This window comes from Photobacterium arenosum (assembly GCF_014841115.1).
GTDB lineage: Bacteria > Pseudomonadota > Gammaproteobacteria > Enterobacterales > Vibrionaceae > Photobacterium > Photobacterium arenosum.
In genome coordinates this window covers 576,269-598,391 of sequence record NZ_JACYTP010000002.1, presented here as the reverse complement: position 1 = coordinate 598,391, position 22,123 = coordinate 576,269, and the positions used below count along the sequence as shown (strand labels likewise).

At 51.0% G+C, this 22,123-nt stretch carries 21 protein-coding genes and 1 pseudogene; 14 read left to right on the top strand and 8 right to left on the bottom strand.

Going from position 1 to position 22,123, the window contains the following annotated elements; translation table 11 throughout:
• A partial coding sequence (locus tag IFO68_RS05950; protein ID WP_192015025.1) for an ISAs1 family transposase occupies positions 1-430 on the top strand: 430 nt, incomplete at its 5' end.
• Positions 420-947, top strand: a complete 528-nt coding sequence (locus IFO68_RS05945) for a DUF4225 domain-containing protein (RefSeq protein ID WP_192015066.1) — start codon at positions 420-422, stop codon at positions 945-947. The genes IFO68_RS05950 and IFO68_RS05945, both read left to right, overlap by 11 nt.
• Positions 948-1,828: 881 nt before the next feature.
• Here the strand turns inward: IFO68_RS05945 and hmpA are convergent.
• The gene (hmpA, locus tag IFO68_RS05940; RefSeq protein ID WP_192015024.1) at positions 1,829-3,001 is read right to left on the bottom strand and encodes an NO-inducible flavohemoprotein; all 1,173 of its coding nucleotides are present in this window, start codon (positions 2,999-3,001) and stop codon (positions 1,829-1,831) included.
• A 114-nt stretch (positions 3,002-3,115) separates the two neighbouring features.
• Here hmpA and nsrR point away from each other — a divergent pair, with 114 nt between their 5' ends.
• On the top strand, positions 3,116-3,544 hold the full coding sequence (gene nsrR, locus IFO68_RS05935; protein WP_192015023.1) for a nitric oxide-sensing transcriptional repressor NsrR: 429 nt from the start codon (positions 3,116-3,118) through the stop codon (positions 3,542-3,544).
• A 238-nt stretch (positions 3,545-3,782) separates the two neighbouring features.
• On the opposite strand, the gene IFO68_RS05930 is transcribed toward nsrR, so the two are convergent.
• From IFO68_RS05930 to puuE, 4 genes are read right to left on the bottom strand one after another with little or no spacing between them, the layout of a single operon-like run.
• A complete protein-coding gene (locus IFO68_RS05930; RefSeq protein WP_192015022.1) occupies positions 3,783-5,042 on the bottom strand; it encodes a urate hydroxylase PuuD in 1,260 nt (419 codons plus the stop codon).
• A 46-nt stretch (positions 5,043-5,088) separates the two neighbouring features.
• Entirely contained in the window at positions 5,089-5,634 is a 546-nt protein-coding gene (locus IFO68_RS05925; RefSeq protein ID WP_046219225.1) for an ureidoglycolate lyase, read from the bottom strand.
• Between the two features lie 20 nt (positions 5,635-5,654).
• Positions 5,655-6,170: a 2-oxo-4-hydroxy-4-carboxy-5-ureidoimidazoline decarboxylase gene (gene uraD, locus IFO68_RS05920; RefSeq protein WP_120511855.1), complete on the bottom strand. Its 516-nt coding sequence runs from the start codon at positions 6,168-6,170 to the stop codon at positions 5,655-5,657.
• Between the two features lie 2 nt (positions 6,171-6,172).
• Positions 6,173-7,096 (bottom strand): allantoinase PuuE, encoded by a 924-nt coding sequence (gene puuE, locus IFO68_RS05915; protein ID WP_192015021.1) that lies wholly within the window; start codon positions 7,094-7,096, stop codon positions 6,173-6,175.
• 396 nt (positions 7,097-7,492) lie between these two features.
• Between puuE and uraH the strand changes: the two genes are divergently transcribed.
• From uraH to IFO68_RS05895, 4 genes and pseudogenes are all read left to right on the top strand, one after another.
• A complete protein-coding gene (gene uraH, locus IFO68_RS05910) occupies positions 7,493-7,846 on the top strand; it encodes a hydroxyisourate hydrolase (RefSeq protein WP_192015020.1) in 354 nt (117 codons plus the stop codon).
• A 282-nt stretch (positions 7,847-8,128) separates the two neighbouring features.
• A complete protein-coding gene (locus IFO68_RS05905; protein WP_192015019.1) occupies positions 8,129-9,475 on the top strand; it encodes an NCS2 family permease in 1,347 nt (448 codons plus the stop codon).
• Between the two features lie 195 nt (positions 9,476-9,670).
• Positions 9,671-10,943: pseudogene (locus tag IFO68_RS05900) on the top strand (nucleobase:cation symporter-2 family protein); the annotation flags it as partial.
• A 226-nt stretch (positions 10,944-11,169) separates the two neighbouring features.
• Positions 11,170-12,540 carry an 8-oxoguanine deaminase gene (locus IFO68_RS05895; protein WP_192015017.1) on the top strand — a complete coding sequence of 457 codons (1,371 nt, stop codon included), beginning with the start codon at positions 11,170-11,172 and terminating at the stop codon, positions 12,538-12,540.
• A 162-nt stretch (positions 12,541-12,702) separates the two neighbouring features.
• Here the strand turns inward: IFO68_RS05895 and IFO68_RS05890 are convergent, their stop codons facing one another.
• Positions 12,703-13,314 carry a TetR/AcrR family transcriptional regulator gene (locus tag IFO68_RS05890; RefSeq protein ID WP_192015016.1) on the bottom strand — a complete coding sequence of 204 codons (612 nt, stop codon included), beginning with the start codon at positions 13,312-13,314 and terminating at the stop codon, positions 12,703-12,705.
• A 195-nt stretch (positions 13,315-13,509) separates the two neighbouring features.
• On the opposite strand from IFO68_RS05890, the gene IFO68_RS05885 reads away from it, so the two are divergent.
• The 6 genes from IFO68_RS05885 (at position 13,510) to IFO68_RS05860 (ending at position 19,262) form a co-directional block, all read left to right on the top strand.
• Complete coding sequence (locus IFO68_RS05885; protein ID WP_192015015.1) at positions 13,510-15,108, top strand: DUF4331 domain-containing protein; 1,599 nt, start codon at positions 13,510-13,512, stop codon at positions 15,106-15,108.
• A gap of 11 nt (positions 15,109-15,119) precedes the next feature.
• Positions 15,120-15,626, top strand: a complete 507-nt coding sequence (locus IFO68_RS05880; protein ID WP_192015014.1) for an Ig-like domain-containing protein — start codon at positions 15,120-15,122, stop codon at positions 15,624-15,626.
• An 87-nt stretch (positions 15,627-15,713) separates the two neighbouring features.
• On the top strand, positions 15,714-16,766 hold the full coding sequence (locus tag IFO68_RS05875; protein WP_192015013.1) for a tetratricopeptide repeat protein: 1,053 nt from the start codon (positions 15,714-15,716) through the stop codon (positions 16,764-16,766).
• 21 nt (positions 16,767-16,787) lie between these two features.
• The gene (locus tag IFO68_RS05870) at positions 16,788-17,900 is read left to right on the top strand and encodes a HupE/UreJ family protein (RefSeq protein ID WP_192015012.1); all 1,113 of its coding nucleotides are present in this window, start codon (positions 16,788-16,790) and stop codon (positions 17,898-17,900) included.
• Between the two features lie 124 nt (positions 17,901-18,024).
• On the top strand, positions 18,025-18,558 hold the full coding sequence (locus IFO68_RS05865) for a sigma-70 family RNA polymerase sigma factor (RefSeq protein WP_192015011.1): 534 nt from the start codon (positions 18,025-18,027) through the stop codon (positions 18,556-18,558).
• Entirely contained in the window at positions 18,555-19,262 is a 708-nt protein-coding gene (locus tag IFO68_RS05860; RefSeq protein WP_192015010.1) for an anti-sigma factor, read from the top strand. The genes IFO68_RS05865 and IFO68_RS05860 overlap by 4 nt, the downstream gene beginning before the upstream one ends.
• Positions 19,263-19,391: 129 nt before the next feature.
• Here the strand turns inward: IFO68_RS05860 and IFO68_RS05855 are convergent, their stop codons facing one another.
• Positions 19,392-19,970, bottom strand: coding sequence for a TetR/AcrR family transcriptional regulator (locus IFO68_RS05855; RefSeq protein ID WP_192015009.1), 579 nt, complete (start codon positions 19,968-19,970; stop codon positions 19,392-19,394).
• A 137-nt stretch (positions 19,971-20,107) separates the two neighbouring features.
• On the opposite strand from IFO68_RS05855, the gene IFO68_RS05850 reads away from it, so the two are divergent.
• Positions 20,108-21,304: an MFS transporter gene (locus tag IFO68_RS05850; protein WP_192015008.1), complete on the top strand. Its 1,197-nt coding sequence runs from the start codon at positions 20,108-20,110 to the stop codon at positions 21,302-21,304.
• A gap of 65 nt (positions 21,305-21,369) precedes the next feature.
• On the opposite strand, the gene IFO68_RS05845 is transcribed toward IFO68_RS05850, so the two are convergent.
• A complete protein-coding gene (locus IFO68_RS05845) occupies positions 21,370-22,092 on the bottom strand; it encodes a glutamine amidotransferase-related protein (RefSeq protein ID WP_192015007.1) in 723 nt (240 codons plus the stop codon).
• Positions 22,093-22,123 lie beyond the last annotated feature (31 nt).

Below are 22,123 nucleotides of genomic sequence, written 5' to 3'. Positions count from 1 at the left end.
CGAATACCACGTCATGTCAGCGCAGGAGTTGACGACAGATTTCCCTGATTGGAAAGGGCTTCAAAGCGTCGGTGTTGCTATTGGCTATCGTATTGACTCAGCAGGGAAAGAGTCGCTGGAGTACCGCTACTATATTAGCTCTGCGGTGCTCACCCCCGAACGTTTTGCCAATGCAGTCCGAGGTCACTGGGAAATCGAAAATCGGTTGCACTGGGTGCTTGATGTCACGATGAATGAAGATGCTTGCCAAATCTATCGTGGCAATGCCGCCGAACTCCTGGCTGGTGTGCGTCACATGGCTCTTAACATGCTTCGATTAGAAACAAGTAAAAAGGCGAGTATCAGGCGCAAGCAGAAAATAGCTGCCATGAATATTGCCTATTTGGAGCAAGTAATATTGGCGGGAATCCAAGGTTTGGATAAAAAATGAGCATACGTGTTCTCGCCCTGAGCTGACTGCAGGTTATGGCCTGTGTATAACCAGCTCAGTATTCTCTTTTACCGGGGCATCATGGTGTTCCAGCGTCGGAGTTCCTATGATGGCTCACGGAGGTAATAACATTTATGAGAACTCGTATAACATTACAGGAAACCTTGATCAGAACTGGAATAACCAATATACCGGAAAATACGGGGACGGCACTGGCTGGTTGAAAAAACAATACCAAAAGACAGCAAAACGCATGGGATATTCAGAAGATGAGGGAAACCTGGCCTATGCTGCGGTTGACTTGGCAACCAGTGCTTATGGCTTAAAAAACACAATTAAACCTGCCATTAATTCGAATATCCCAAATACCAAACAATTCAAACTTTTTTATTATACAAAACAAGATTACAGTAAGGGATGGAAAACAATGTCTAGCTCTGCACTAGGATTTGAAATAACAAGCAACACAATCACTGCATCTGACGCAATCCAACCGTATATAAACGAGAATAAATAATGACAATGTTAATTTACTTTTTTATGAGCATTTTGGGAGTATATTTAACACATAAGGCATCATTGTCTTATACAAAAAACAACAAAGCACCTTACTTCATTCTTTGGGCTATTGTTTATGTTTTTTTCAATGCACAACAGTATTCAATATTCTTTGATAACAAAGTGTTGTCTTACTGGTTTTTTTCCTTGTCAGATACATCATTTAAAATTAATGGTTGGATTCAAGCAAGCGCTTTATTTTTTTTAATCATTAACACTGCAACAATACCCCCCTCGAAAGTAGGACGGTGGTTTAGAATTTCAAAGGGTCTTTTGTTTCCTAATCGAAATTAAAATAAAAACTGTTCATACCGCCAATACTCCGAATGCCCGACAACTGATTCTTTTCAGAACTATTGCTCAAGATTTGAAAAAAGTTTAGCGAACAATGGGTATTGGCGCGCTCACTTTTGAAGGTATAGCCAATGGTGTTACGATTACTGACGCAGTTAATCCATATTTAACAAATAAATCAAAAAAAATGAACATTTATTTCACACTCTACATTGTTATAATGTATTACAGGTTTAACTGTAGGGCTTAAATTGATAAAAAACACCATAAATATAAAAAAGTGTGGCTTTACATTTATTTTTATAACAGCACTAATCTTTGGGCCTCAGCATTACTCAATATTTTTTGATAGCCATGTGAACGGATATTTATTCTACCCTAACTTTGATTCTACATTCATCATCACTGGTTGGATTCGAATACTAGCGCTCTTCTTTTTAATTTCTCATGTGATGATTTTTTATTTTAAAAAACAACCGATATGCAACTTTGATGACAATAGATAAGTAAAAATGGCAGGGCAACTCCTGCCAAATCAGATAAAACTCACAACACCTTATGCGGTCCGAAGCACTCGTAGTGCATCTGCGATTCGCTCACGCCTTTTTCTTTAAGCTGCTTGGCCACATGCTGCATGAAACCCACCGGGCCGCAGAAATAGAAAGTGGTGTTTTGCCAGTCGACAGCCGTATCCAGTTTGCTCAAATCCAAAAATCCTTCAAAGTCTGCGGTGGCTCCCTGAGGCTCGCGATACCAGACATGGCTGCTGACACCCTCTGCAGTATTTGCAATCTCTGCTACATGACTGCCAAACGCATGCTGACGGTGGTTTTCAGCGGCATGCAACCAGTGAATCGGTGCCTGGTGGTTGTCTTTGATGCTTTCCAGCATCGCCAGCATAGGTGTAAGACCAACACCTGCCGAAATCAGAGCGACAGGCTGAGTAGCTTCAGAACGGAAGAAAAAGTCACCGGATGGTGCTGCCAACTGAACTTTATCACCCTCGTTCAGATGCTGGTGAAGATAAGATGACACAGTACCCAGATCCTCACGTTTGACTGAAATTCGGTAGGTCTCACCATTAGGGGCACCGGAAAGGCTGTACTGGCGTATCTCCTGATTGTCAAAACTATCCGCCTTCAGATAAATGCCAATGTACTGCCCCGGTTGATAAGTCGCGACAGGCTGGTCATCTGTCGGCATAAACACAAAACTGGTTATCACATCGCTTTCTGGTTTTTTTTCCACCAGTTCAAATTCCCGCGTGCCGCGCCAGCCACCGGTTTTTGCCTCATTTTCCTGGTAAATAGCCTCTTCTCGGTCAATAAACACTGTAGACAACAAACCGTATGCTTCAGCCCACGCATCCAGCACAGCCTGGCCCGGTGCGAACAATTCATCAATGGTGCCTAGCAAGTGCTCACCCACAATCGCGTACTGCTCTGCTGTAATGCTGAAGCTGGCATGTTTCTGAGCAATTTTCTCCACCACGGGCAACAGCACTTCAAGATTATCGATATTCGCAGCATAACCGTACACCGCGTTAAACAAAGCTTCGCGCTGACGGCCGCTGTCCTGGTGCGTCAGGTTAAAAATATCTTTCAGTTCAGGGTGATGACTGAACATACGATCATAAAAATGTGCGGTGAGTTTTGGGCCGGTTTCGGCTAAAAGCGGTGCTGTGGATTTAACGATATCAATGGTGTTCTGACTCAGCATAGCGGCTTCCTTTAAAGATGTATTTATAATGCATGTTTTAAAGTTGTATCTTAAATATATCTTTCAGTCAATAAAGGAATTACACTTGCCGCTAGTGTTGAAAGAGGAAAAAATGTGCAACTGACCAACTTTACTGACTACGGATTGAGAGCTTTGATCCTGCTGGGTGCCTTGCCAGATGGGGAGCTCACCAGTATCAGCCACGTCAGTGACACGTTCGCTGTGTCCAGAAACCATATGGTGAAAATCATCAATAAACTGGGCCAGCTAGGCTATGTGAAAACCGTTCGCGGAAAAAATGGCGGGATATGTCTGGCGATGCCAGCGAGTGACATCATTGTGGGTCAGGTGGTTCGGGATCTGGAACCGCTGCAAGTGGTGAATTGCGCCCCCGAGTTCTGCCATATCACTCCAGCCTGCCGTCTGAAATCCTATCTGGCGAAAGCCAAAGACGCCTTTCTGGCGGAGTTAGACCAGTGCACAATCACCGATCTGCTGGCAAATAACGATGAATTGCTGATTTTGCTGACGAGACCGGCGTAAAGCTCAGACAAAAAAAAGCCCCGATACAACACGTATGGGGCTGGTCACATATTATGGATTGATATGTAAAGGAGATTATCTGCCCTTCTTACCCAGGATTCAGCCTGAGCCACACAACACGCTTACCCCATCAGATTGCCATCTAGTTTATGGACTTCGCGTACTTGTTTCCAAGCTGGAACACCGGGTATGTCTGGGCTAACGGACTATAAAGTGGGGGCTTTCGCCCCCGGGGTGATTAAAGATGCGCGCCCTGTTCAACCCAGGTACCGATCAGCTTGCGCTCATCATCGGTCATCTGAGTCAGGTTACCCAGCGGCATCACTTTCGTTTGTACCGACTGCGCAACAATGCGGGGGGCATTCACTTTAATTTCTTCCGGTGTATCCAGTATCACACCCGCAGGCGCTGTCGAGAACGCAGCGTGCGTCGGTTGTGCTGAATGACACACTGAACAACGAATCTGAATGACTTCATTCACCTGAGCAAAGCTCACTCCGCTGCTGGCAGGCTGTGCCGAGTCGGTTTCCGCCTGAGCTGTCGCTGACTCTGCTTTTACAGCAGGTGCAGACGCAGCAGGTGCAGAGGTTTCACCCATTTTGCTTGCATAAGGCGAAGTCACAAATGCCAGTGCGATCATACCCAGTGCTGCCACCGGCATTGTCCAGGCAAACTTCTGGCTGCCATGACGGGTATTGAAGTAGTGGCGTACCAGGATACTGAAGACCGCCAGGCCAGCCAGGATCAACCAGTTATATTCTGAGCCATAGGTGCTCGGGAAATGATTACTGATCATGATGAACAGCACTGGCAACGTCAGGTAGTTGTTATGACGTGAACGCAGCAGACCTTTTGCCGGCAGTACAGGGTCCGGTTCGCGATTCTCTTCAATGGCTTTTACCAGACCACGCTGAGCCGGCATGATAACGAAAAATACGTTACCTACCATGATAGTACCGATGATCGCACCAACATGGATGTAAGCACCACGCCCACTGAACACCTGGCTCAGGCCATAGGCTGCAGCCACTAAACCGAAGAACAGGATAATACCCAGCAGCATCGGCTTCTTGCCCAGTGCTGAATCACACAGCAGGCTGTAAATAATCCAGCCAGCTGCCAGAGAGCCCACACCCAGTGCAACTGAAGCCGTGGCACTCAGACCTGATCCCGGCGCGACCAGATAAATATCCGCATTGAGGTAATACACCACACCCAGCAGCAGAACACCTGTGATCCAAGTGAAATAAGCTTCCCACTTAAACCAGTGCAGGTTTTCAGGCATGCTTGGCGGTGCCAGTTTGTATTTTTCCAGGTGGTAGATACCACCACCGTGAATGGCCCAGAGGTCACCAGACAAGCCAGTTTTCGGATTGACACGGTTCAGGTTGTTTTCCAACCAGACAAAGTAGAATGAGGCACCAATCCAGGCGATACCTACAATCATGTGAACCCAGCGAATTGCCAGATTCAGCCATTCCGTCATATGTGGATCCATAACGAACTCCTGTTATGTTATGCGAACTTTAATTGCCTTGGGCTTATCAAAGTGCGACGGTTAATGCTTCCTGCTCCAAACTGCTCAGTGATAATTCGATGCGAACATCGTCAGAAAAGTACACTTCATCGCAGTTGTTGCCAGGCCCGGCACGATCGACAACCAGAAATTGATCGTCCTTGCGCAGAGCCAGAACCGGGTGGTGCCAGACCCCTTTGCCATAATTCACGCCCTGACGTCCGTTACTGTAAAACGCCTTAAGCTGAGCGGGGTCCGGTGTATCCCCTGCCGGGGCCACCAGGATCAGGTACGGATTTCCAAGCAAAGGAATAAAAGCCTGAGATCCCAGAGGATGCCTCTCCATCATGGCTATCTGTAAAGGATAACTCAAAGGCTGGGCTTCAAAGATACTGATGATGGCTGAACCACCCTCTTCCTGCACATCCACATTGGCCATGGCATGGTAACGTCGGGTTGACCCGTTATTGATCATAAAGTAGTCACTTACTTCTTTATCAATAACATCACCAAAAGGGGCAAATGCTTCGCGGGTAAGTGGCTCAATCGTCAGTTGTCTCACTGGTGTGCTCATGGTGACTATTCCTGTCCTGATTACATTGTCTGCAGGCGGAACAAAGCGATCTTATTGATCTCTTCCAACGCCTTATCGAACTCAGCCTCAATTTCATTGCCTAATCGCGCCTCGAACGATTCAAGGATTTGATAACGATTGGCCCCTTTCACCGCCATGATAAAGGGAAACTGAAAACGTGCTTTGTAGCTATCGTTATAACGATTGAACTTCTCGAATTCTTCTGGTGAACACTGGCTAATCCCTGCGCCAGCCTGCTCGGCGGTGGACGCTTCGGTCAGTTCACCGTTCACTGCGGCTTTTCCGGCTAAATCCGGGTGCGCATTAATCAGGGCTAACTGTTCTTCTTTGCTGGCTGACAGCAAAGTGTCTGCCATGCGTGCATGCAGGGTGCTGATGTCATCATCAGCATCGCTGAGACCATTGTCGTAAACTTTTTCCGCCACCCAGGGGCTGTGTTCATACACATCTGCAAATTGAGAGACAAACTCTTCCCTGCTCATTTGGCTCGGTTGGCAAGACGTAAAACGTGCCATCATTAATACTCCTTCATACTTGGGTGCGGGTGATGTTCGTGCCAGTGCTTGGCAATATCAATTCGGCGGCACAGCCAGACCCTGTCATGCTGGCTCACATAATCCAGGAAGCGGCGCAGTGCAGCGATACGTCCGGGACGGCCAATCAGGCGGCAATGCAAACCCACTGACATCATTTTGGGTGCTGTGGCACCTTCTTCATACAGGGTGTCAAAGGTGTCTTTTAAATAATTGAAGAATTGATCACCTGCATTAAAGCCCTGTACTGTGGCAAAACGCATGTCATTGGTATCCAGAGTGTACGGAATCACCAGTTGCGGTTTCGGGCCCTCTTCGTGCCAGTAAGGCAGATCGTCATCGTAGGCATCAGAGTCGTACATAAAACCGCCCTCTTCCGCCACAATGCGGCGGGTATTCGGGCCGGTGCGGCCTGTGTACCAGCCGTACGGACGCTCACCAGTCAGATTTTTGATGATCTCAATCGCTTTCATCATGTGATCGCGTTCTTCTGACTCATCAATGTGCTGATAATCAATCCAGCGATAACCATGACTGCAGATCTCGTGGCCGGCTTCGACAAACGCTTTCGCTACATCCGGGTGACGCTCCAGTGCCATAGCGACACCGAACACAGTCAGCGGCACATCGTATTCTTTAAACAAGCGCAGGATGCGCCATACGCCAGCACGGCTGCCGTATTCATAAATCGATTCCATGCTGATATGACGCTGACCCGGAAATGGCTGTGCCGCTGGGATCTCAGACAAAAATGCTTCCGACTCGCTATCACCATGAAGAATGCAACGTTCCCCACCTTCTTCGTAGTTGAGAACAAAAGAGACAGCAACGCGAGCGTCATTTGGCCAACGTGGGTGCGGGGGTACTGCACCATAGCCGATCAGATTGCGTGGATACTCATTACTCACACATGACTCCTTTAAATCCTAATTGGTCAACACACTGACCATCTGATAATCAATTTATAACAGTGATTGTATACAATATCCAGAATTTTTGTAAATAAAATGTGCGCAACATTTTTTAATATTCATCAAAAAAAGTTAACCGCTTGTTATCCCCATATTGCCTACTTTAATATCAATACGTTAGCTAACAGTCAGGTACAACAAAGGGTTACATACCCTAACTTTTGGGTTAACATTTCGGTTACACAAGCCTTTACTAATCGGTAAAGTTGTGTACATAGTTAAATACAATGTGGCGAACTGATTACGGATCACACATCAGAAGGCATACAATTAGTATGCAAGAAGTAATCTATTTTCTGTACAACTTAAGGAGCGCAACGCGCGAGGTTATCCATGGGAAAACTGACAACTCACGTGCTTGACACAGCCTCAGGCTTACCTGGAGCGGAGATTAAAGTGTCGCTTTATCGTCAAGAGGGCACAGACTTCGTTCTGGTTAAAACCACTCATACCAATTCTGATGGCAGAACTGACCAGCCTTTGCTGGAAGGAAACGAGTTTCAGACCGGCAAATATGAGCTGGTATTCGAAACTGCCCATTACTTCCGCCAGAGAGGCGTGGAACTGCCTTCAGTTCCCTTTCTGGACGATGTAGTCATCCGTTTCGGTATCGCAGATACAGGCAGCCACTATCATGTGCCACTGCTGGTGTCGCCTTACAGCTTCTCCACATACCGGGGCAGCTGATCCAAAGCGGAACACAAGCAGAACAATGGGGGGTCCCTGGCCTGAGGTCAGATGCAGGTCAGGGCACCGCGCAAGAGAGTTTTAAGATTGTATACAATGAGTGCAGGCTAAGTAGTTATCACTTCAAAAACCATGCAGTCTCCGGCAGCTATCAGGCCGGCAGGGTTTTCAGCAAGTGACGGCCTGAAACATAGAGGGAAGTCCTGTCTGGCAGGTGAAGTTGGAAACATTAAAAAACAACCAGCACACATCGTCATTCGGGCAAAAAAAGGAAGCGTCGTCATGAACAACTCTAAAACAGAAACGCTCGGTCGTTCTGAAGCTGGTTCAGCTTCACTGTTAGAGCGCCTGTTTAAACTCAGAGCTCACGGCACCAGCGTGAAAAATGAGATCGTAGGTGGGATTACAACTTTTGCCACCATGGCTTATATCATTTTCGTTAACCCACAGATCATGTCGGCCTCAGGCATGGATGCCGAAGCAATTTTTGTTGCAACCTGTATTGGTGCTGCAATAGGCACTTTGCTGATGGGCCTGTTTGCAAACTGGCCTGTCGGTCTGGCTCCGGGCATGGGGCTGAACGCCTTTTTCTCTTTCACTGTTGTGGGAGAAATGGGCTACAGCTGGCAAGTTGCCTTAGGGGCGGTTTTCATTTCCGGTATCCTTTTCGTTGCGATGAGTTTTTACAAAGTCCGCGAATGGATCATCGAAAGTATCCCTGAAAGCCTGCGTTTTTCCATGACAGCCGGTGTGGGTCTGTTTCTGGGACTGATCGGCCTGAAAACCGCCGGTATCGTAGTTGACAGCCCTGCCACCCTGGTCAGTTTGGGTGACTTTACCCAGCCACAGGCGCTGCTGGCCGCCATCTGCTTCCTGATCATTGCTGTACTGAGTGAGCGTAAAGTCTTCGGTGCCGTGCTAATTGGTATGTTCAGTGTCACCCTGATCGGTATTCTGCTGGGTCTGGTCCACTACAACGGGGTGATCTCTACTCCCCCAAGTCTGGCTCCGACCCTGTTCGCCATGGACATTGCCGGCGCCCTGAACATTTCTATGATCAGCGTGATCCTGGCTTTCCTGTTTGTGAACATGTTCGATACTGCCGGTACCCTGATGGGTGTGGCTGAACGGGCAAACCTGAGAAACAAAGAAACCGGAAAAATTGAAGGTCTGAGCAAAGCCCTGAAAGCTGACAGTATCGCCAGCGTGGCAGGTGCCTGTGTGGGTTGTCCGCCTGTCACCAGTTATGTAGAAAGTGCAGCGGGTGTCGCGGCCGGTGGCCGTACCGGACTGTCAGCCATAGTGATCGGTCTGCTGTTTATCGCGGCAATCTTCTTCTCGCCGCTGGCTGGCATGATCCCAGCTTACGCCACTGCCGGCGCGCTGATTTACGTTGCCTTCGTCATGATGAGCAGTATGCAGCACGTGAAATGGAACGATTTCACCGACGCCGCACCCGCTGCTATCACAGCGCTGATGATGCCGCTGACTTTCTCCATCGCCAACGGTATCGCACTGGGTTTCATCACCTACACAGTGCTCAAAGTCGCCACAGGCAAAACCAAAGATGTCTCAATCAGCATGTACATACTGACCGCGATTTTTGTCGCCAAACTGGTGTACCTCTGATTACAAACAGACACATGCAGTACCAATCTAAAAGTCATAATTAGAAAAGTAACATTTGATGCACACCTACCTCTGTCGTACGGCAGAGGCAGGTCACTGCACACTTAAAAAACCTAATTTAATAAAACCAAAGACGCGAACACAACCTATAACCCTACGCAGCCAATTCATCGGATGAATTGTGGAGAACTAACGATGAAACTTCTCTATACGCTAAACCAGAGACCACCACACAGCATCACCCTGCTCTTAGCTATCCAGCATATGCTGGCTTCCATCGGCGGCATTGTCGCTGTGCCATTGATTGTCGGTACCTCTATTGGCCTGCCGACCGATGAGGTCGTCACACTGATCAACGCCGCTCTGCTCGCATCCGGTATTGTCACCATTGCACAGTGTCTTGGCCTTGGCCCTGTCGGTATCCGTCTTCCCGTTGTCATGGGATCGAGTTTCGGTTTTCTGGGTGTTGCCATCAGCATAGGTAACGCTGACGGTGTTGGCGGTATCATGGGGGCAGCCCTTATCGGCTCTTTCGTGGTCGTGGCAGCCAGCTTTTTCATGGATAAAATTCGCAAGCTGTTCCCTAATGTGGTCAGCGGTGTGGTGGTGACGCTAATCGGCCTGACCATCCTCCCCGTTGCCATGAACTGGGTGGGAGATGCACCCAATACCAGCGAGCAATTTGCCACCATGCCAAAACTGTTCCTGGCATTTATCTCGCTGGCAATCGTTATCGTGGTGTCTATTTACTGCCGTGGTGCCGTCGCCGCTTCTGCCATTGTAATTGGCCTGGCCGGTGGTTATCTGGTGGCCCTGTCAATGGGCATGGTTGACCTTGACCAGATTGCACGCGCTGAGTGGGTGGGCAGCCCGGCCATCATGGAATACGGTATGAGCTTCAGCCTGTCGGCTATCATCAGCATGAGCCTGGTATACATAGTCGTGATTGCCGAAGCAACAGGGGATTTCATGGCCCTGGCGAACAACTGTAAAGTCAAGCTGTCTGGTAACGATCTGAAACGCGGTCTGCTGGGTGACGGTCTGGGCAGTACACTGGCAGCCTTCCTGACCGCAATGCCTCTGGCTTCTTTCAGTCAGAACGTGGGTATCGTGGGTATCACAGGCGTTGCCAGCCGCTATGTTGTGGCAACAACCGGCGGCTTGCTGATTCTGGGTGGCCTGTTCCCTAAACTGGCCGCACTGGCCGTGACCATTCCCAAGCCTGTTTTGGGCGGTGTCGGTTTCATTATGTTCGGTATGATCGCCTATGCAGGTATTCGCATGCTGATCAAAGCGGCTGACACCAAGCGTAACGCACTGGTGATCTGCGTCGGTCTGGCTTCTGGTCTGGCAGTGACTATCGAACCGCGTCTGGTTCAGCACCTGCCACACGATCTGGCTAACCTGTTCCACTCAGGCATTACTACCGGCACAATCGTTACTGTACTGCTAAACCAGATCCTGCCTGAGAACGCAGTCAGCGACAGCATCGAGGAAACCACAGACGAAGAGGCAGAGAGTGAACTCCCGGTTCAAACCTCTGAAACTGCGGAAAAGAAGCAACACATTGAAACAGCAAAACAATCCTGAACAGAGAGACAAATAACACATTAACTTTAACCCGGGGATCATAACGATCCCCACCCCATAAGACCTTCTCCTCGGCAACGGCAGAGAAGGCTAAGGAAAACAAAATGGTAACCATCTGGCTGAAAAACCCTTTAGCCATTTACACAGGCTCAAGCACAGATTTGGATGCACGCGGCGGCGTAGTGATTCAAGGTACTAAGGTGATTGAGCTGGTTCCTCTTGGTGCTCAACCGTCTAACAAACCCGATCAGGTAATTGATGCCAGTGAACATGTCATCACGCCCGGTCTGGTCAATGCCCATCACCATTTCTATCAGACGCTGACCCGCGCCTATCCGGATGCACTGAACAAAGAGCTGTTCCACTGGCTCAAAACCTTGTACCCGGTCTGGGCCGGTCTTGATGAAGAAATGATGCAGGTCGCCACTGAGCTGGCATTGGTTGAGCTGATGATGTCCGGCTGTACAACCGCATCGGATCACCATTATCTGATCCCCCGCGGGCTGGAACATGCCATTGATATCCAGGTAGAGACAGCACAGAAACTGGGTATCCGTTCTATTTTTACCCGTGGTTCAATGAGTCTGGGCGAAGACGAAGGTGGCCTGCCGCCCCGTCATACCATCCAGAAAGAAGACACCATACTCGATGACAGCATGCGTCTGATCCGTCAGTACCACCAGCGTGGTGATGGTGCGATGACCCAGATAGCACTGGCACCCTGTTCGCCTTTCTCCGTCACAACCGATCTGATGAAAGAAACCGCCCGCCTGGCAGAACGTGAAAATGTCATGGTACACACCCATTTGTGTGAAACCATTGATGAAGAAAACTTCTGTCTGGAGCGTTTCGGTCTGCGCCCGGTTGATTACCTGGAAGAAACCGGCTGGCTGAATCACCGCACCTGGCTGGCACACGGTATTCACTTCAACGAAGAAGAGATCCGCCGTTTAGGACAGGCCGAAGTCGGGATATGTCACTGCCCGTCATCAAACATGATGCTGGCCTCCGGTATCTGCCGCAACAAAGAGCTGGAAGCAGCGGGCGTCAAAGTAGGCCTGGGTGTTGATGGCTCAGCGTCGAACGACGGCTCTAACCTGGTCAACGAAGTACGTATGGGTCTTTACATCCAGCGCTTACGTTATGGCTCAGCAGCTGTCACCCATTTCGATGCTTTGCGCTGGGCAACATCAGGGTCAGCACGCGCTATGGGTCGTGAAGACTTTGGTACTCTGGAGGTGGGTAAACAGGCAGACATCGCCATGTTCCGTCTTGATGATATCCGCTTCTCTGGCGCGCATGACCCACTGGCTGCACTGGTGCTCTGTGGCGCGCACCAGGCAGACAGAGTGATGGTGGCAGGCCAATGGCGCGTCCATGATGGCATGGTGATCGGGGTCGATTTACCGGCACTGCTGAGCCGTCATCAGGCAGCAGCAAAACGTCTGGTCGAGCGATTCCAGCAACGCCGGTAAACGAAATCACTCACAACCGCTTTGTTCAGGATAAATAACATCCAAGCGCTTTCGCTCTTTACCTCGTTGGGCGGAAGCGCTTTTTTATTGATTTAAAGTGTATCGGCGATTTCAAATGTATTGGCGATTTCAAGTGTCTCGGCGACTTGATGTTTATCGGCATCAGGCTGATTTTATCTGACAACCGCGAATCACAAGTTGCGTCAGAAATTCTGCAGCATCGGCAAAATCCTGATCATCCAGTGCTTCTTTTTCCAGTACATTGCAAATCTGCCAGCTGAAATCGGCATAGGTCTGGGTCGATGCCCAGATAGTAAACATCAGATGCTGCGGCGACACCCGCGCCATCATCCCCTTCTCAATCCAGCGTTCCAGCTTGGTAATGATCATTCTTGACTGGGCCAGCAGCTCATCGCCAATATCTGACGGCAAATAAGGTGCGCCCGACATCACTTCGTTGGCGAACACTTTGGAGGCGAATGGGTGATCACGGGAAATCCGCAGTTTGGTCTGAATATAAGAGGTGAGTGCCTGAGCCGGATCATCCAGCTGCTCAATCGGGCTGGAGGCTTCCAGCAATGGCTGAGTCACACTTTCCAGCACTGCACGATAGAGGTTTTCTTTGGTCTTGAAATAGTAATACACGTTCGGCTTAGGGACGTCGGCCAGCTTGGCAATATCGGCCACTTTGGTTGCCGCGAAACCCTGCTCCGCAAACAAGCGGCCCGCAAACTTGATAATAACTTCCTGATTTTTTTCTCGAATACGTGACATAACCTGATTTCATCCCTCCAACCGATGCAACGCCTCATACTAGTCGAACTGACCCGCGAATCAAAGTCTGACAAAGGTATTTGCCTGATATCTCCGGTGGTTTCTCTGTTTTCTGCAGCGCTGCAAATTTTTTGCATCCAGTTGCCGCCCCCAATCGTTTACTCAATGACCACCAACAACAAAAAAGGATCTGTCATGAATACAAAACTCGTTGTGAGTGTCATTGCTATGAGCCTTTCCGGCATCGCCTCTGCGTCCAGCCACCGGGAGGCACCTAACATTACCCGGCTTCCCACCCTGGACTCCACCGACTTTTATGCCTTCAACAGTTATGAAAGCGGCCGGGAGGATTACGTCACCCTGATCGCCAACTACATACCGCTGCAAGATGCTTATGGTGGCCCGAATTACTTCGCCATGGATCCCGCCGCCGTGTACAGCATTCACATTGATAACGACGGCGATGCGGTGGAAGATCTGACTTTTCAGTTCAATTTTAAAAATGCACTGCCGAACAACAACATAGGCGTCTCTCTTACTATCGGCAACAGCGGAGAAACCCAATCTGTGGCGGTGCCGTTAAAAGTTGTCGGCAGTATCAGTGACGCCGATCAGAGTGCGGCAAATTTCAATGAAACCTACACACTCAGTCTGGTCAGCGGCCCGCAGCAAAATGGTCAGCCAACCAAGCTGACCAATGTATCAACAGGCCAGACTGAATTTCACAAGCCGCTGGATTTTATCGGCACCAAAACCTTTGGCAGCGAAAGTGGCTATATCAATTACGCCAACCAGTTCATCTATGAGTTTACGATGCCAGGCTGCGCCGCAACGGGAAAAGTCTTTGCCGGTCAGCGCAAAGATCCCTTTGTTGTCAATCTGGGTAAAACCTTCGACTTGGTCAACTATGTGCCTGTTGAGGGCGACAGTGCGCCCGGTGCTGACGATGGCGGCGGCTTTCCTGGCGGGATCACCCAGTCAGCCGACAATGACGATCTGAGGCTCAAAAATGTCACCGAACTGGCAATTGAAGTCCCCAAAGCCTGCATTACCGGAGATGGCAACGGCACCATAGGCACCTGGACCACCGCCAGCTTGCCACAGGCCAGAATTCTGAATCCGAATGCCACCTTCACCCGGCCGGAAGTCAACGGCGGCGCGCTGACACAGGTATCAAGACTGGGTAACCCGCTGGTCAATGAGCTGGTTATCGGCCTGAAAGACAAAGATACCTTCTCGGCAGCCAAACCTGCCGATGACGCGCAGTTTGCCACTTATGTGACACACCCGAGCCTGCCGGAACTGCTGAACATTCTGTTCAAAGATGCAGTCAACTCGACTCTGGGCGCCAACTTAGCCACACTGGCCCCCACCCATTTTCCCCGTACCGATCTGGTCACAGCATTCCTGACCGGCTTTCCCGGCGTTAACCAGCTAAAAACGGTCACACCTTCAGAAATGTTACGCCTGAACACGGCCATTCCAGCCAAACCTGTTGCCCAGCAATCGTCTTTCGGTGTTGCGGGTGACGATCTGGCGGGTTTTCCTAACGGCCGCAGACCCGGAGATGACGTGGTAGATATTGCACTGCGTGTTGTCATGGGCCGTTTGTGTTACCCCATCCCGGTTAACGGAACGGATACAGATCTTGGTCTGTGCCAACCGGAAGATGCCAATGTCGGCAACGTCCCCTTTACTGATGGCGCACCGGTCAATGCCACCATGATGGATGACAGTTTCCCTTACCTGGCGCCACCTCTTTCCGGTTCCGGTACTGACACGGTTTCAGAGTAAGGAGCAGTACAATGACTAGGTCTATTCGCACTACCTTGCTGCTGTCCGCGCTGATACTGGCAGGCTGTAACGGCAGTTCAGATTCCGGCCAGAATTCGTCCGGGGGAACAAATACCGCCCCGGCAGCCATGGCCCTGAGCCTGACAACACAAACCGATACCCCGGTCACCGACTCGCTGAAGGCCACAGACAAAGAGGGTGACGCCCTTAGCTTTGCGCTTGGCAATGCGCCGGCTTTGGGTTCAGTCGTCATCACACCCGATGGCACCGTCACCTACACCCCAGCCAGCGGGGTCACAGGTAATGACCAGTTTAGCTACACGGTCAGCGACGGAAACAACCAGCCGGTCAGTGCCCAGGTCTCCGTCACTATTGAGGTCCTTCAGGTCAGTTTTGCCTCGTTCAGCCGAGAGGTCTTCAACGCCCCGGCAAACAGTACGCCGAAAAGCCTGCGCGGACGGGCTGTCAACAATGACGTCAGCAGTGCCAGTTTTTATGACGACCTGCTGATGGAATAACGCGTACCTGCTGTGGCCTGCTCCAGAGGCCACATTTGTGCTGTGTTCGATCGGCCAGGGATGGCCACTTTTTAAGGAAATTGTCCCATGAATACACACCCTTTCCCCGCACTGGTGATCAGCATTGCCGTATTTTGCAGTGTCTCGGTGCTTGCCAAACCTTACCTGCCTGACAATCAGGATGCCGCTTTGCTGGTGGTGCCGGAGCTGGCCGTCAAGTCAGCGACGCTGGAAGACATTCGCACATTAATTGACAAGGCGCAGCGTCCGTCCGGCACTGTTGATGGTTTCAGCCTGGCCGATGCCCTGATACAACCGCACCTGACGGCTGACTCCGCTCCGGAAGCGCTCTACCTCTGGGCCAGAATTCAGCAGCACCAGCATGATTTCAGAGGGGCAGAGCGGACGTTAAGGCGTTTACTGGAACAGCAGCCCGATGATGCCAGTGCATTATTGCTGCTGGCCAGCGTGCAGACCATCCAGGGTAAATTCGGCCAAGCCAGACAATCGTGCCTGCAGCTTATTGGCCGCTCTTCGATGCTCGTAGCGGCTGCCTGCGCACTGGACAACAGTTTCCAGCAAGCCAAAACCCGGGAGAAGCGCGTCCAGAGCTACAGTGAACTTCAGTCAATCGCCACTCGTTATCCTCCGCAACAGCAGGAAGACTCTGTCTGGCTCATGCAGATCCTGGCCGGTATGGCACTGGCGCTTGACCGTCCGGAAGCAGCACTGGCTCACCTCAGCCTGCCTGCCGACAGTCAGCGTCCCATCAGCTACCTGAGTTTATGGGCGGATGCTCAACTGGCTCAGGATAACCCCCAGGCCGTACTCACCACCCTGGCAGACATTGCCTCCCGTTCAGGGGCAACTGATGACAACCTGCTGCTGAAACTGGCCCTCGCAGAACAGATGACAGGGACATTTCAGCACTGGCAGGTTCGCTGTCTGAACCGGATCACCCTGCGCGAGCAACGACAGGATGCCAGCCATGCCGGATTACTGGCGAGCTATTACCTGCTACTCGGTGATCGCCCTGACAGGGCGCTGTTCTGGGCAAGAATCAACTGGCAGCAAAACCGGCTGTTATCAGACAGGCAATTGCTGTTACGCGCAGAACAGGCTTTTAATCAGCAGGTATAACGCTATCAAGGAAGGGCTACCATGCGAACTCTCGTTATTATTTTTGCACTGCTTGCGGCAGCATTCTCTGCACAAGCACACCAGCTAAGCACAGCGTATCTGACCCTGGAGCAAGATAACAACGCCACGCTAAGCGGAAACTGGCAACTGCAACTGTCTGATCTGTATCCTTTGATGGCTGATAAGGGGATGATTCTGGACGCCAATCAGGACGGCAACCTGACCTGGCGTGAAATCACAAACCAGCAGGCTGCAATACAAACACAGTTACTGAGCCAACTGACCGTCGAGCAGGGCGGACGTCCTTGCAACATAACAGTCGCTAGCAACATGATGCTGGAATCACACGCCAACCTGCCTTACCTGTGGCTGCCGTTAGAGGTCAATTGTCCGTCGGCTGCCGGACTGAGCCTGTCCTATCAGGCGATGTTCGACATCAATACCGGCCATAAGCTGATCGTGAATATTTCTCAGCCTGAGCACAGCATCAACAGAATACTGGATACCAGCAACCGCTCACTGGCGGTCAACATGCAAGCCTCTGCCATGGGCGAAACGGCCCGTGAATATCTGTATCAGGGAATAGTCCATATCCTGATCGGTACCGACCATATCCTGTTTCTGCTGGCCTTACTCCTGACCTGCGTGCTGTATCGCGATAAACAACAGTGGAAAGGTATCGACAGCCCTAAGTCTATACTGCTCAGCACCACCTGGATTATCACGGCCTTTACCCTCGCGCACTCTATCACGCTGACAGCCACAGCACTCAACTGGCTGCCGTCGAGCCGCTGGGTGGAGTTCATTATTGCTCTGTCTGTGCTTTTTGCCGCGCTGAACAATATCTTCCCGCTGATCACCAAACTGGGCTGGGTGACCTTCGGGTTTGGTTTACTGCACGGCATGGGATTCGCCTCTGTGCTGGGCGAGTTGGGGCTGCCATCGAGCCATACTTTACTGGCGGTCGTGGCGTTCAATCTAGGGGTCGAACTCGGACAGTTATCGATACTGCTGCTTGCTTTACCTGTGTTGATGCTTGTCAGGCATCAATGGCGCTATCAGCGCTGGTTTATGCCCTTAGGGTCAGCCTGTATCGCCCTGATGGCATTGCAATGGTCCATTGAACGCTTTTGATTTTGTGGTGTATATACCAAACAGACATTGTCACACTGGCGAATGTCATTACGACTGCTAACGTTGAAACAAGCTGATAAATCAGTTTCTTAACGTATTTCTTCATCACAGTACAAGGAAAGACATGGATCAGGACGATCATCTTAAACTCATCAGCGCCACGGCACTGGGCGACAGGCAGGCCTTCACCAGGCTGTATCAGCAAACCAGCGGCAAATTGCTGGCTGTGTGCCTGAAAATGCTGGGTAACCGGGCGCTGGCCGAAGAAGCGATACAGGATGCTTACGTGAAAATCTGGCATAACGCGGCCGATTATCAGCACCATAAAGGCAGTGTCCTGACCTGGATGATCAGCATCGCCAGATACCGGGCTCTCGACATACTGCGCTACCAAAAAGTCAGGAAAGAAGACGCTTTAACGGCTGAACCCGCGCCACTGGAAGAAAGCGATGACAGGTTTGCCGATCTGGATGCCGGACATAAATTAAGCCAGTGCATTGATGAACTGCCCCAGGAGCACCAACAGGCGATTCATCTGGCTTACTTTAACGGGCTGAGCCATCAGGAAGTGGTGCACTATCTGGACAAGCCGCTGGGAACCATCAAAAGCTGGATTCGCCGCGGGTTACAACAACTACAAAGGTGTCTGACGCCATGAACTATAACAACCAGACATTGATCGATATGCTGGCCGCTGAGTACGTACTGGGCACACTGCGCGGTCCGGCCCGGCAACGCTTTCAGACCCTGATAATGCAATCAACCCATATTCGGGAAGCAACCTGGCAGTGGGAACAGCATCTCAACGAGATCAACCGTCAGATTACCCCTGTCGAGCCAAATGATGCGGTCTGGCAAACGATCAGCCAGCGACTCGGTTTCGATGAGAAACCAGCCAACGAAACCAGCCGCCATGTGATCAAAAGCGGGTTGTCCCGTTTGTGGCCTGTGCTGACTGGTGTCGCCACAGCGGCATCGCTCTTACTTGCCGTGCTGCTCTGGCGGGAAAGCCAGATCCCCGTGGCACCCGGACCTGTCCAGCATGTGGCTGTCGTTAAAGGGGAAGATGCCTCGTCATACTGGCTGATAGAAGTCCACCCGCGCGATATCACTGTCCGGGCCGGATCTTCGTTCCAGGGACTTGCCGACAAAGATTACGAGCTGTGGGCGGTGGCCACCAATGAGCCGAACCCGGTTTCTCTTGGCCTGTTACCGAAACAAGGCGAACTGGTACTGGCGAAAAACACCCGCTTTGATCAGTTGGACATCCAGATGCTGGCGGTCAGTGAAGAACCTCTGGGCGGCTCGCCGTCAGGGCTGCCAACCAGGGTGCTTTATACCGCCGAATTGGACCGGCTCTAGATTAACGACATAAGTGACAGCGTCACTCGGTGATCTGCTGCGCAATATCTGTTGCAAGGTTTGCAGACCCTAAGCCATGTATCCCGCTTTTGAGCCGATGAAAAGCGGGATCAGGCAACAGACACTCCTTTAGCGCCTCAAGCCGTTTAGCATGAGATCCAGCGATTGTGCCGCTTCATTCAATGCCATCACACTGTCTTCGCTGCCTGCGATATAACGTGCTGTGTCCAGCAATGCCCCGTTGATCAGCCTGGCAAGCATAACCGGTGAGGTGACGGGGATGATTTTGTCCTCGATTAATTGCGCCAGTAACCCGGCAATCGCTTCAATGCAGCTCATACGGACAGCCTGGATCTGCTCGCTATCGAGCACCGATGACGCGTCCCTGATCATAATCCGCTGAATATCCGGCTCAGTCGCCATCTTCAGGTAGGCATGACAGCGCCCTGAAAAAGCGCTCCAGCTGTCCGGGGCGCTGGCTGATATGGCCTGCAGTCTGTTATCCATCTCCTGATCCAGCTGTTGGTACACGGCAAGAAACAGGCCTTTCTTACTGCCGAAGTGATGATACAACGCACCACGGGTCAAGCCCGCTCGGCCAGTCAGCTCATCCATAACAGTGTCGGCAAAGCCAACGGTACCAAACAGCGTACGGGCATGCTGCAGCAAGGCAAGCCTTGTCTGTTCCATCGTGATTGCTCTGTTCATGCTAGTTTGGGTCCCTAAAGTATGAGAACAGGTTCATTTATAGTTGACATACACCGCGTATGTCAATTAGTTTCTTATGCATCCCATCCGTCATAAGTGCGCATGGGCATATTCTTAATGACTGACTGGAGATATTCATGGCGAACCCATACAAGGAACTGTTTCACGCCCCGGGAACATTGGCTTTTTCCCTGTCAGGGCTGATTGCCCGCCTGCCCATTTCAATGGCGGGCATCGGGATAATCACTATGATTTCCCAGATTCATGGTTCTTATTGGCTGGCTGGTGCGGTGGCTGCCACCTTCACACTCTCAACAGCCTTGATTGCTCCTCAGATTTCCCGCCTGACAGACCGCTATGGTCAGGGCCGCATCTTGCCCTTTGCGACGGCAATCAGTGTGCTGGGTATGCTGCTGCTTTTAGCCTGCGTTCATCTGGCTGCACCTGACTGGACACTGTTTCTGTTTGCGGCGCTGGGCGGGTTTATACCCAGCATGCCCGCCATGGTCAGAGCGCGCTGGACACACATCTACAAAGGCCAGCCTGCCCTGCATACCGCCTACTCACTGGAGTCTGTGCTGGATGAAGTCTGTTTCATCGTTGGGCCTCCTATCGCCGTCGGTCTCAGCGTGGCTGTGTCGCCCATCGCCGGGCCATTCGTGGCAGCGCTAATGCTGGCGGTTGGCATAGCATTATTCAGTTTGCAGAAAAGAACCGAACCGCCGGTATCAGAGCAAACTGAACATCAGCAGGGATCTGCACTTGAACCTGTCACCATGAAAATGCTGCTGCTGACTCTGATCGCTCTGGGCACCATAGTCGGTACGGTGGATGTGCTCAGTGTCGCGTTTGCCAAGCAGCAAGGCGTGCCTGTGGCAGCCAGTTTTGTCCTGTCGGCCTATGCCGCGGGGTCCTGTATTTCTGGTCTGGTGTTTGGCGCACTGCGCCTGAACCTCGCTCTGCCAAAACAGTTGTTACTGGCTTCCATCGCCACTGCGACAGCCACACTCCCGCTGCTGGTGGTATACGATGTACTGACACTATCCGTCTCCGTTTTCATCGCGGGCATCTTCTTCGCACCCACCATGATTGTGACTATGGGCCTTGTGGAAAAGATTGTGCCTGAGTCAAAGCTGACAGAAGGGTTTACCTGGATGATCACAGGACTGGGCATAGGCATCGCCGCCGGTGCAGCATTAACTGGCTGGGTGATTGATGAAATGGGGATTCGCGCCGGGTTCGCCGTCACTATTGTGGCGGGCGGCGGGGTGCTGCTGGCAAGCGTGTATTGCTACCGTTTACTGCAACAACGTATGGCACTGCAAACGGCCTGATCTGCGACATATTCAGCGATATACAGCAGGTTCATGCTCTGAGCCTGCTGTTTTTTCCTCTGACTTTATGTCCGGCGTTTGGCCAGGACGGTATCAAGAAAACTGACAATCCAGGACACCACCAGTTTGTCATCCACCGGTTGCGATAACGAGTCGATGCCTTTTTCATAGGCTTCTGCGGCATAAAGCTGCTGCCGGGCTGCCATCAGATCTTTCACATAAGCTTTCGTGAACTCAGGATGTCCCTGTATGCCCAGAAAGCAGGTCTTTATCTGGATCATGGCAAATGGACAAAAATCACTGCCTGCCAGCACTCGGGCCTCGGGAGGCAACAGACTGATCTGGTCCTGATGGCTGAGCACAAGAGAGACTGTTGGCCCGGCGCCTTTCATCCAGCCGGCTTTTTTCTTCACCGCATGGCTGTTGACACCGATGCCCCAGCCTCTGCCGGATGTCACCACTTCGCCACCCAGCGCCTTTGCCATCAGCTGATGACCAAAACAGATACCCACAAAAGGCTTGTTCTCTTCATACAGCCTTTCAATGAACGCCATCAAGTGTCCGATCCAGACAAAGCCGTCATTGGCGCCGAATTGACTGCCAGAGGTCATGTAAGCATCGCACTCATCAACATCTTTGGGGTATTCACCGTCAATCACACGGTAGAACACCAGGGTGATTTGCTTTGAATAATCATGAAACAGAGTGGAAAACATGTCCCGATAGTTACCGTGAGCGGCCTGAAGCTCAGGCGCCACATCGTCACACAAGAGCACGCCTAATCGCATTGTTGTCTCTCCCTGTCTGTACCGTCGCGAA

Bases quoted from the DNA above. Each gene is read 5' to 3' on its own strand.
- hmpA (WP_192015024.1), bottom strand. From the start codon at position 3,001: ATGCTGAGTCAGAACACCATTGATATCGTTAAATCCACAGCACCGCTT.
- IFO68_RS05930 (WP_192015022.1), bottom strand. From the start codon at position 5,042: ATGGATCCACATATGACGGAATGGCTGAATCTGGCAATTCGCTGGGTT.
- IFO68_RS05925 (WP_046219225.1), bottom strand. From the start codon at position 5,634: ATGAGCACACCAGTGAGACAACTGACGATTGAGCCACTTACCCGCGAA.
- uraD (WP_120511855.1), bottom strand. From the start codon at position 6,170: ATGGCACGTTTTACGTCTTGCCAACCGAGCCAAATGAGCAGGGAAGAG.
- uraH (WP_192015020.1), top strand. From the start codon at position 7,493: ATGGGAAAACTGACAACTCACGTGCTTGACACAGCCTCAGGCTTACCT.
- IFO68_RS05905 (WP_192015019.1), top strand. From the start codon at position 8,129: ATGAACAACTCTAAAACAGAAACGCTCGGTCGTTCTGAAGCTGGTTCA.
- IFO68_RS05895 (WP_192015017.1), top strand. From the start codon at position 11,170: ATGGTAACCATCTGGCTGAAAAACCCTTTAGCCATTTACACAGGCTCA.
- IFO68_RS05890 (WP_192015016.1), bottom strand. From the start codon at position 13,314: ATGTCACGTATTCGAGAAAAAAATCAGGAAGTTATTATCAAGTTTGCG.
- IFO68_RS05885 (WP_192015015.1), top strand. From the start codon at position 13,510: ATGAATACAAAACTCGTTGTGAGTGTCATTGCTATGAGCCTTTCCGGC.
- IFO68_RS05880 (WP_192015014.1), top strand. From the start codon at position 15,120: ATGACTAGGTCTATTCGCACTACCTTGCTGCTGTCCGCGCTGATACTG.
- IFO68_RS05875 (WP_192015013.1), top strand. From the start codon at position 15,714: ATGAATACACACCCTTTCCCCGCACTGGTGATCAGCATTGCCGTATTT.
- IFO68_RS05870 (WP_192015012.1), top strand. From the start codon at position 16,788: ATGCGAACTCTCGTTATTATTTTTGCACTGCTTGCGGCAGCATTCTCT.
- IFO68_RS05865 (WP_192015011.1), top strand. From the start codon at position 18,025: ATGGATCAGGACGATCATCTTAAACTCATCAGCGCCACGGCACTGGGC.
- IFO68_RS05860 (WP_192015010.1), top strand. From the start codon at position 18,555: ATGAACTATAACAACCAGACATTGATCGATATGCTGGCCGCTGAGTAC.
- IFO68_RS05855 (WP_192015009.1), bottom strand. From the start codon at position 19,970: ATGAACAGAGCAATCACGATGGAACAGACAAGGCTTGCCTTGCTGCAG.
- IFO68_RS05850 (WP_192015008.1), top strand. From the start codon at position 20,108: ATGGCGAACCCATACAAGGAACTGTTTCACGCCCCGGGAACATTGGCT.
- IFO68_RS05845 (WP_192015007.1), bottom strand. From the start codon at position 22,092: ATGCGATTAGGCGTGCTCTTGTGTGACGATGTGGCGCCTGAGCTTCAG.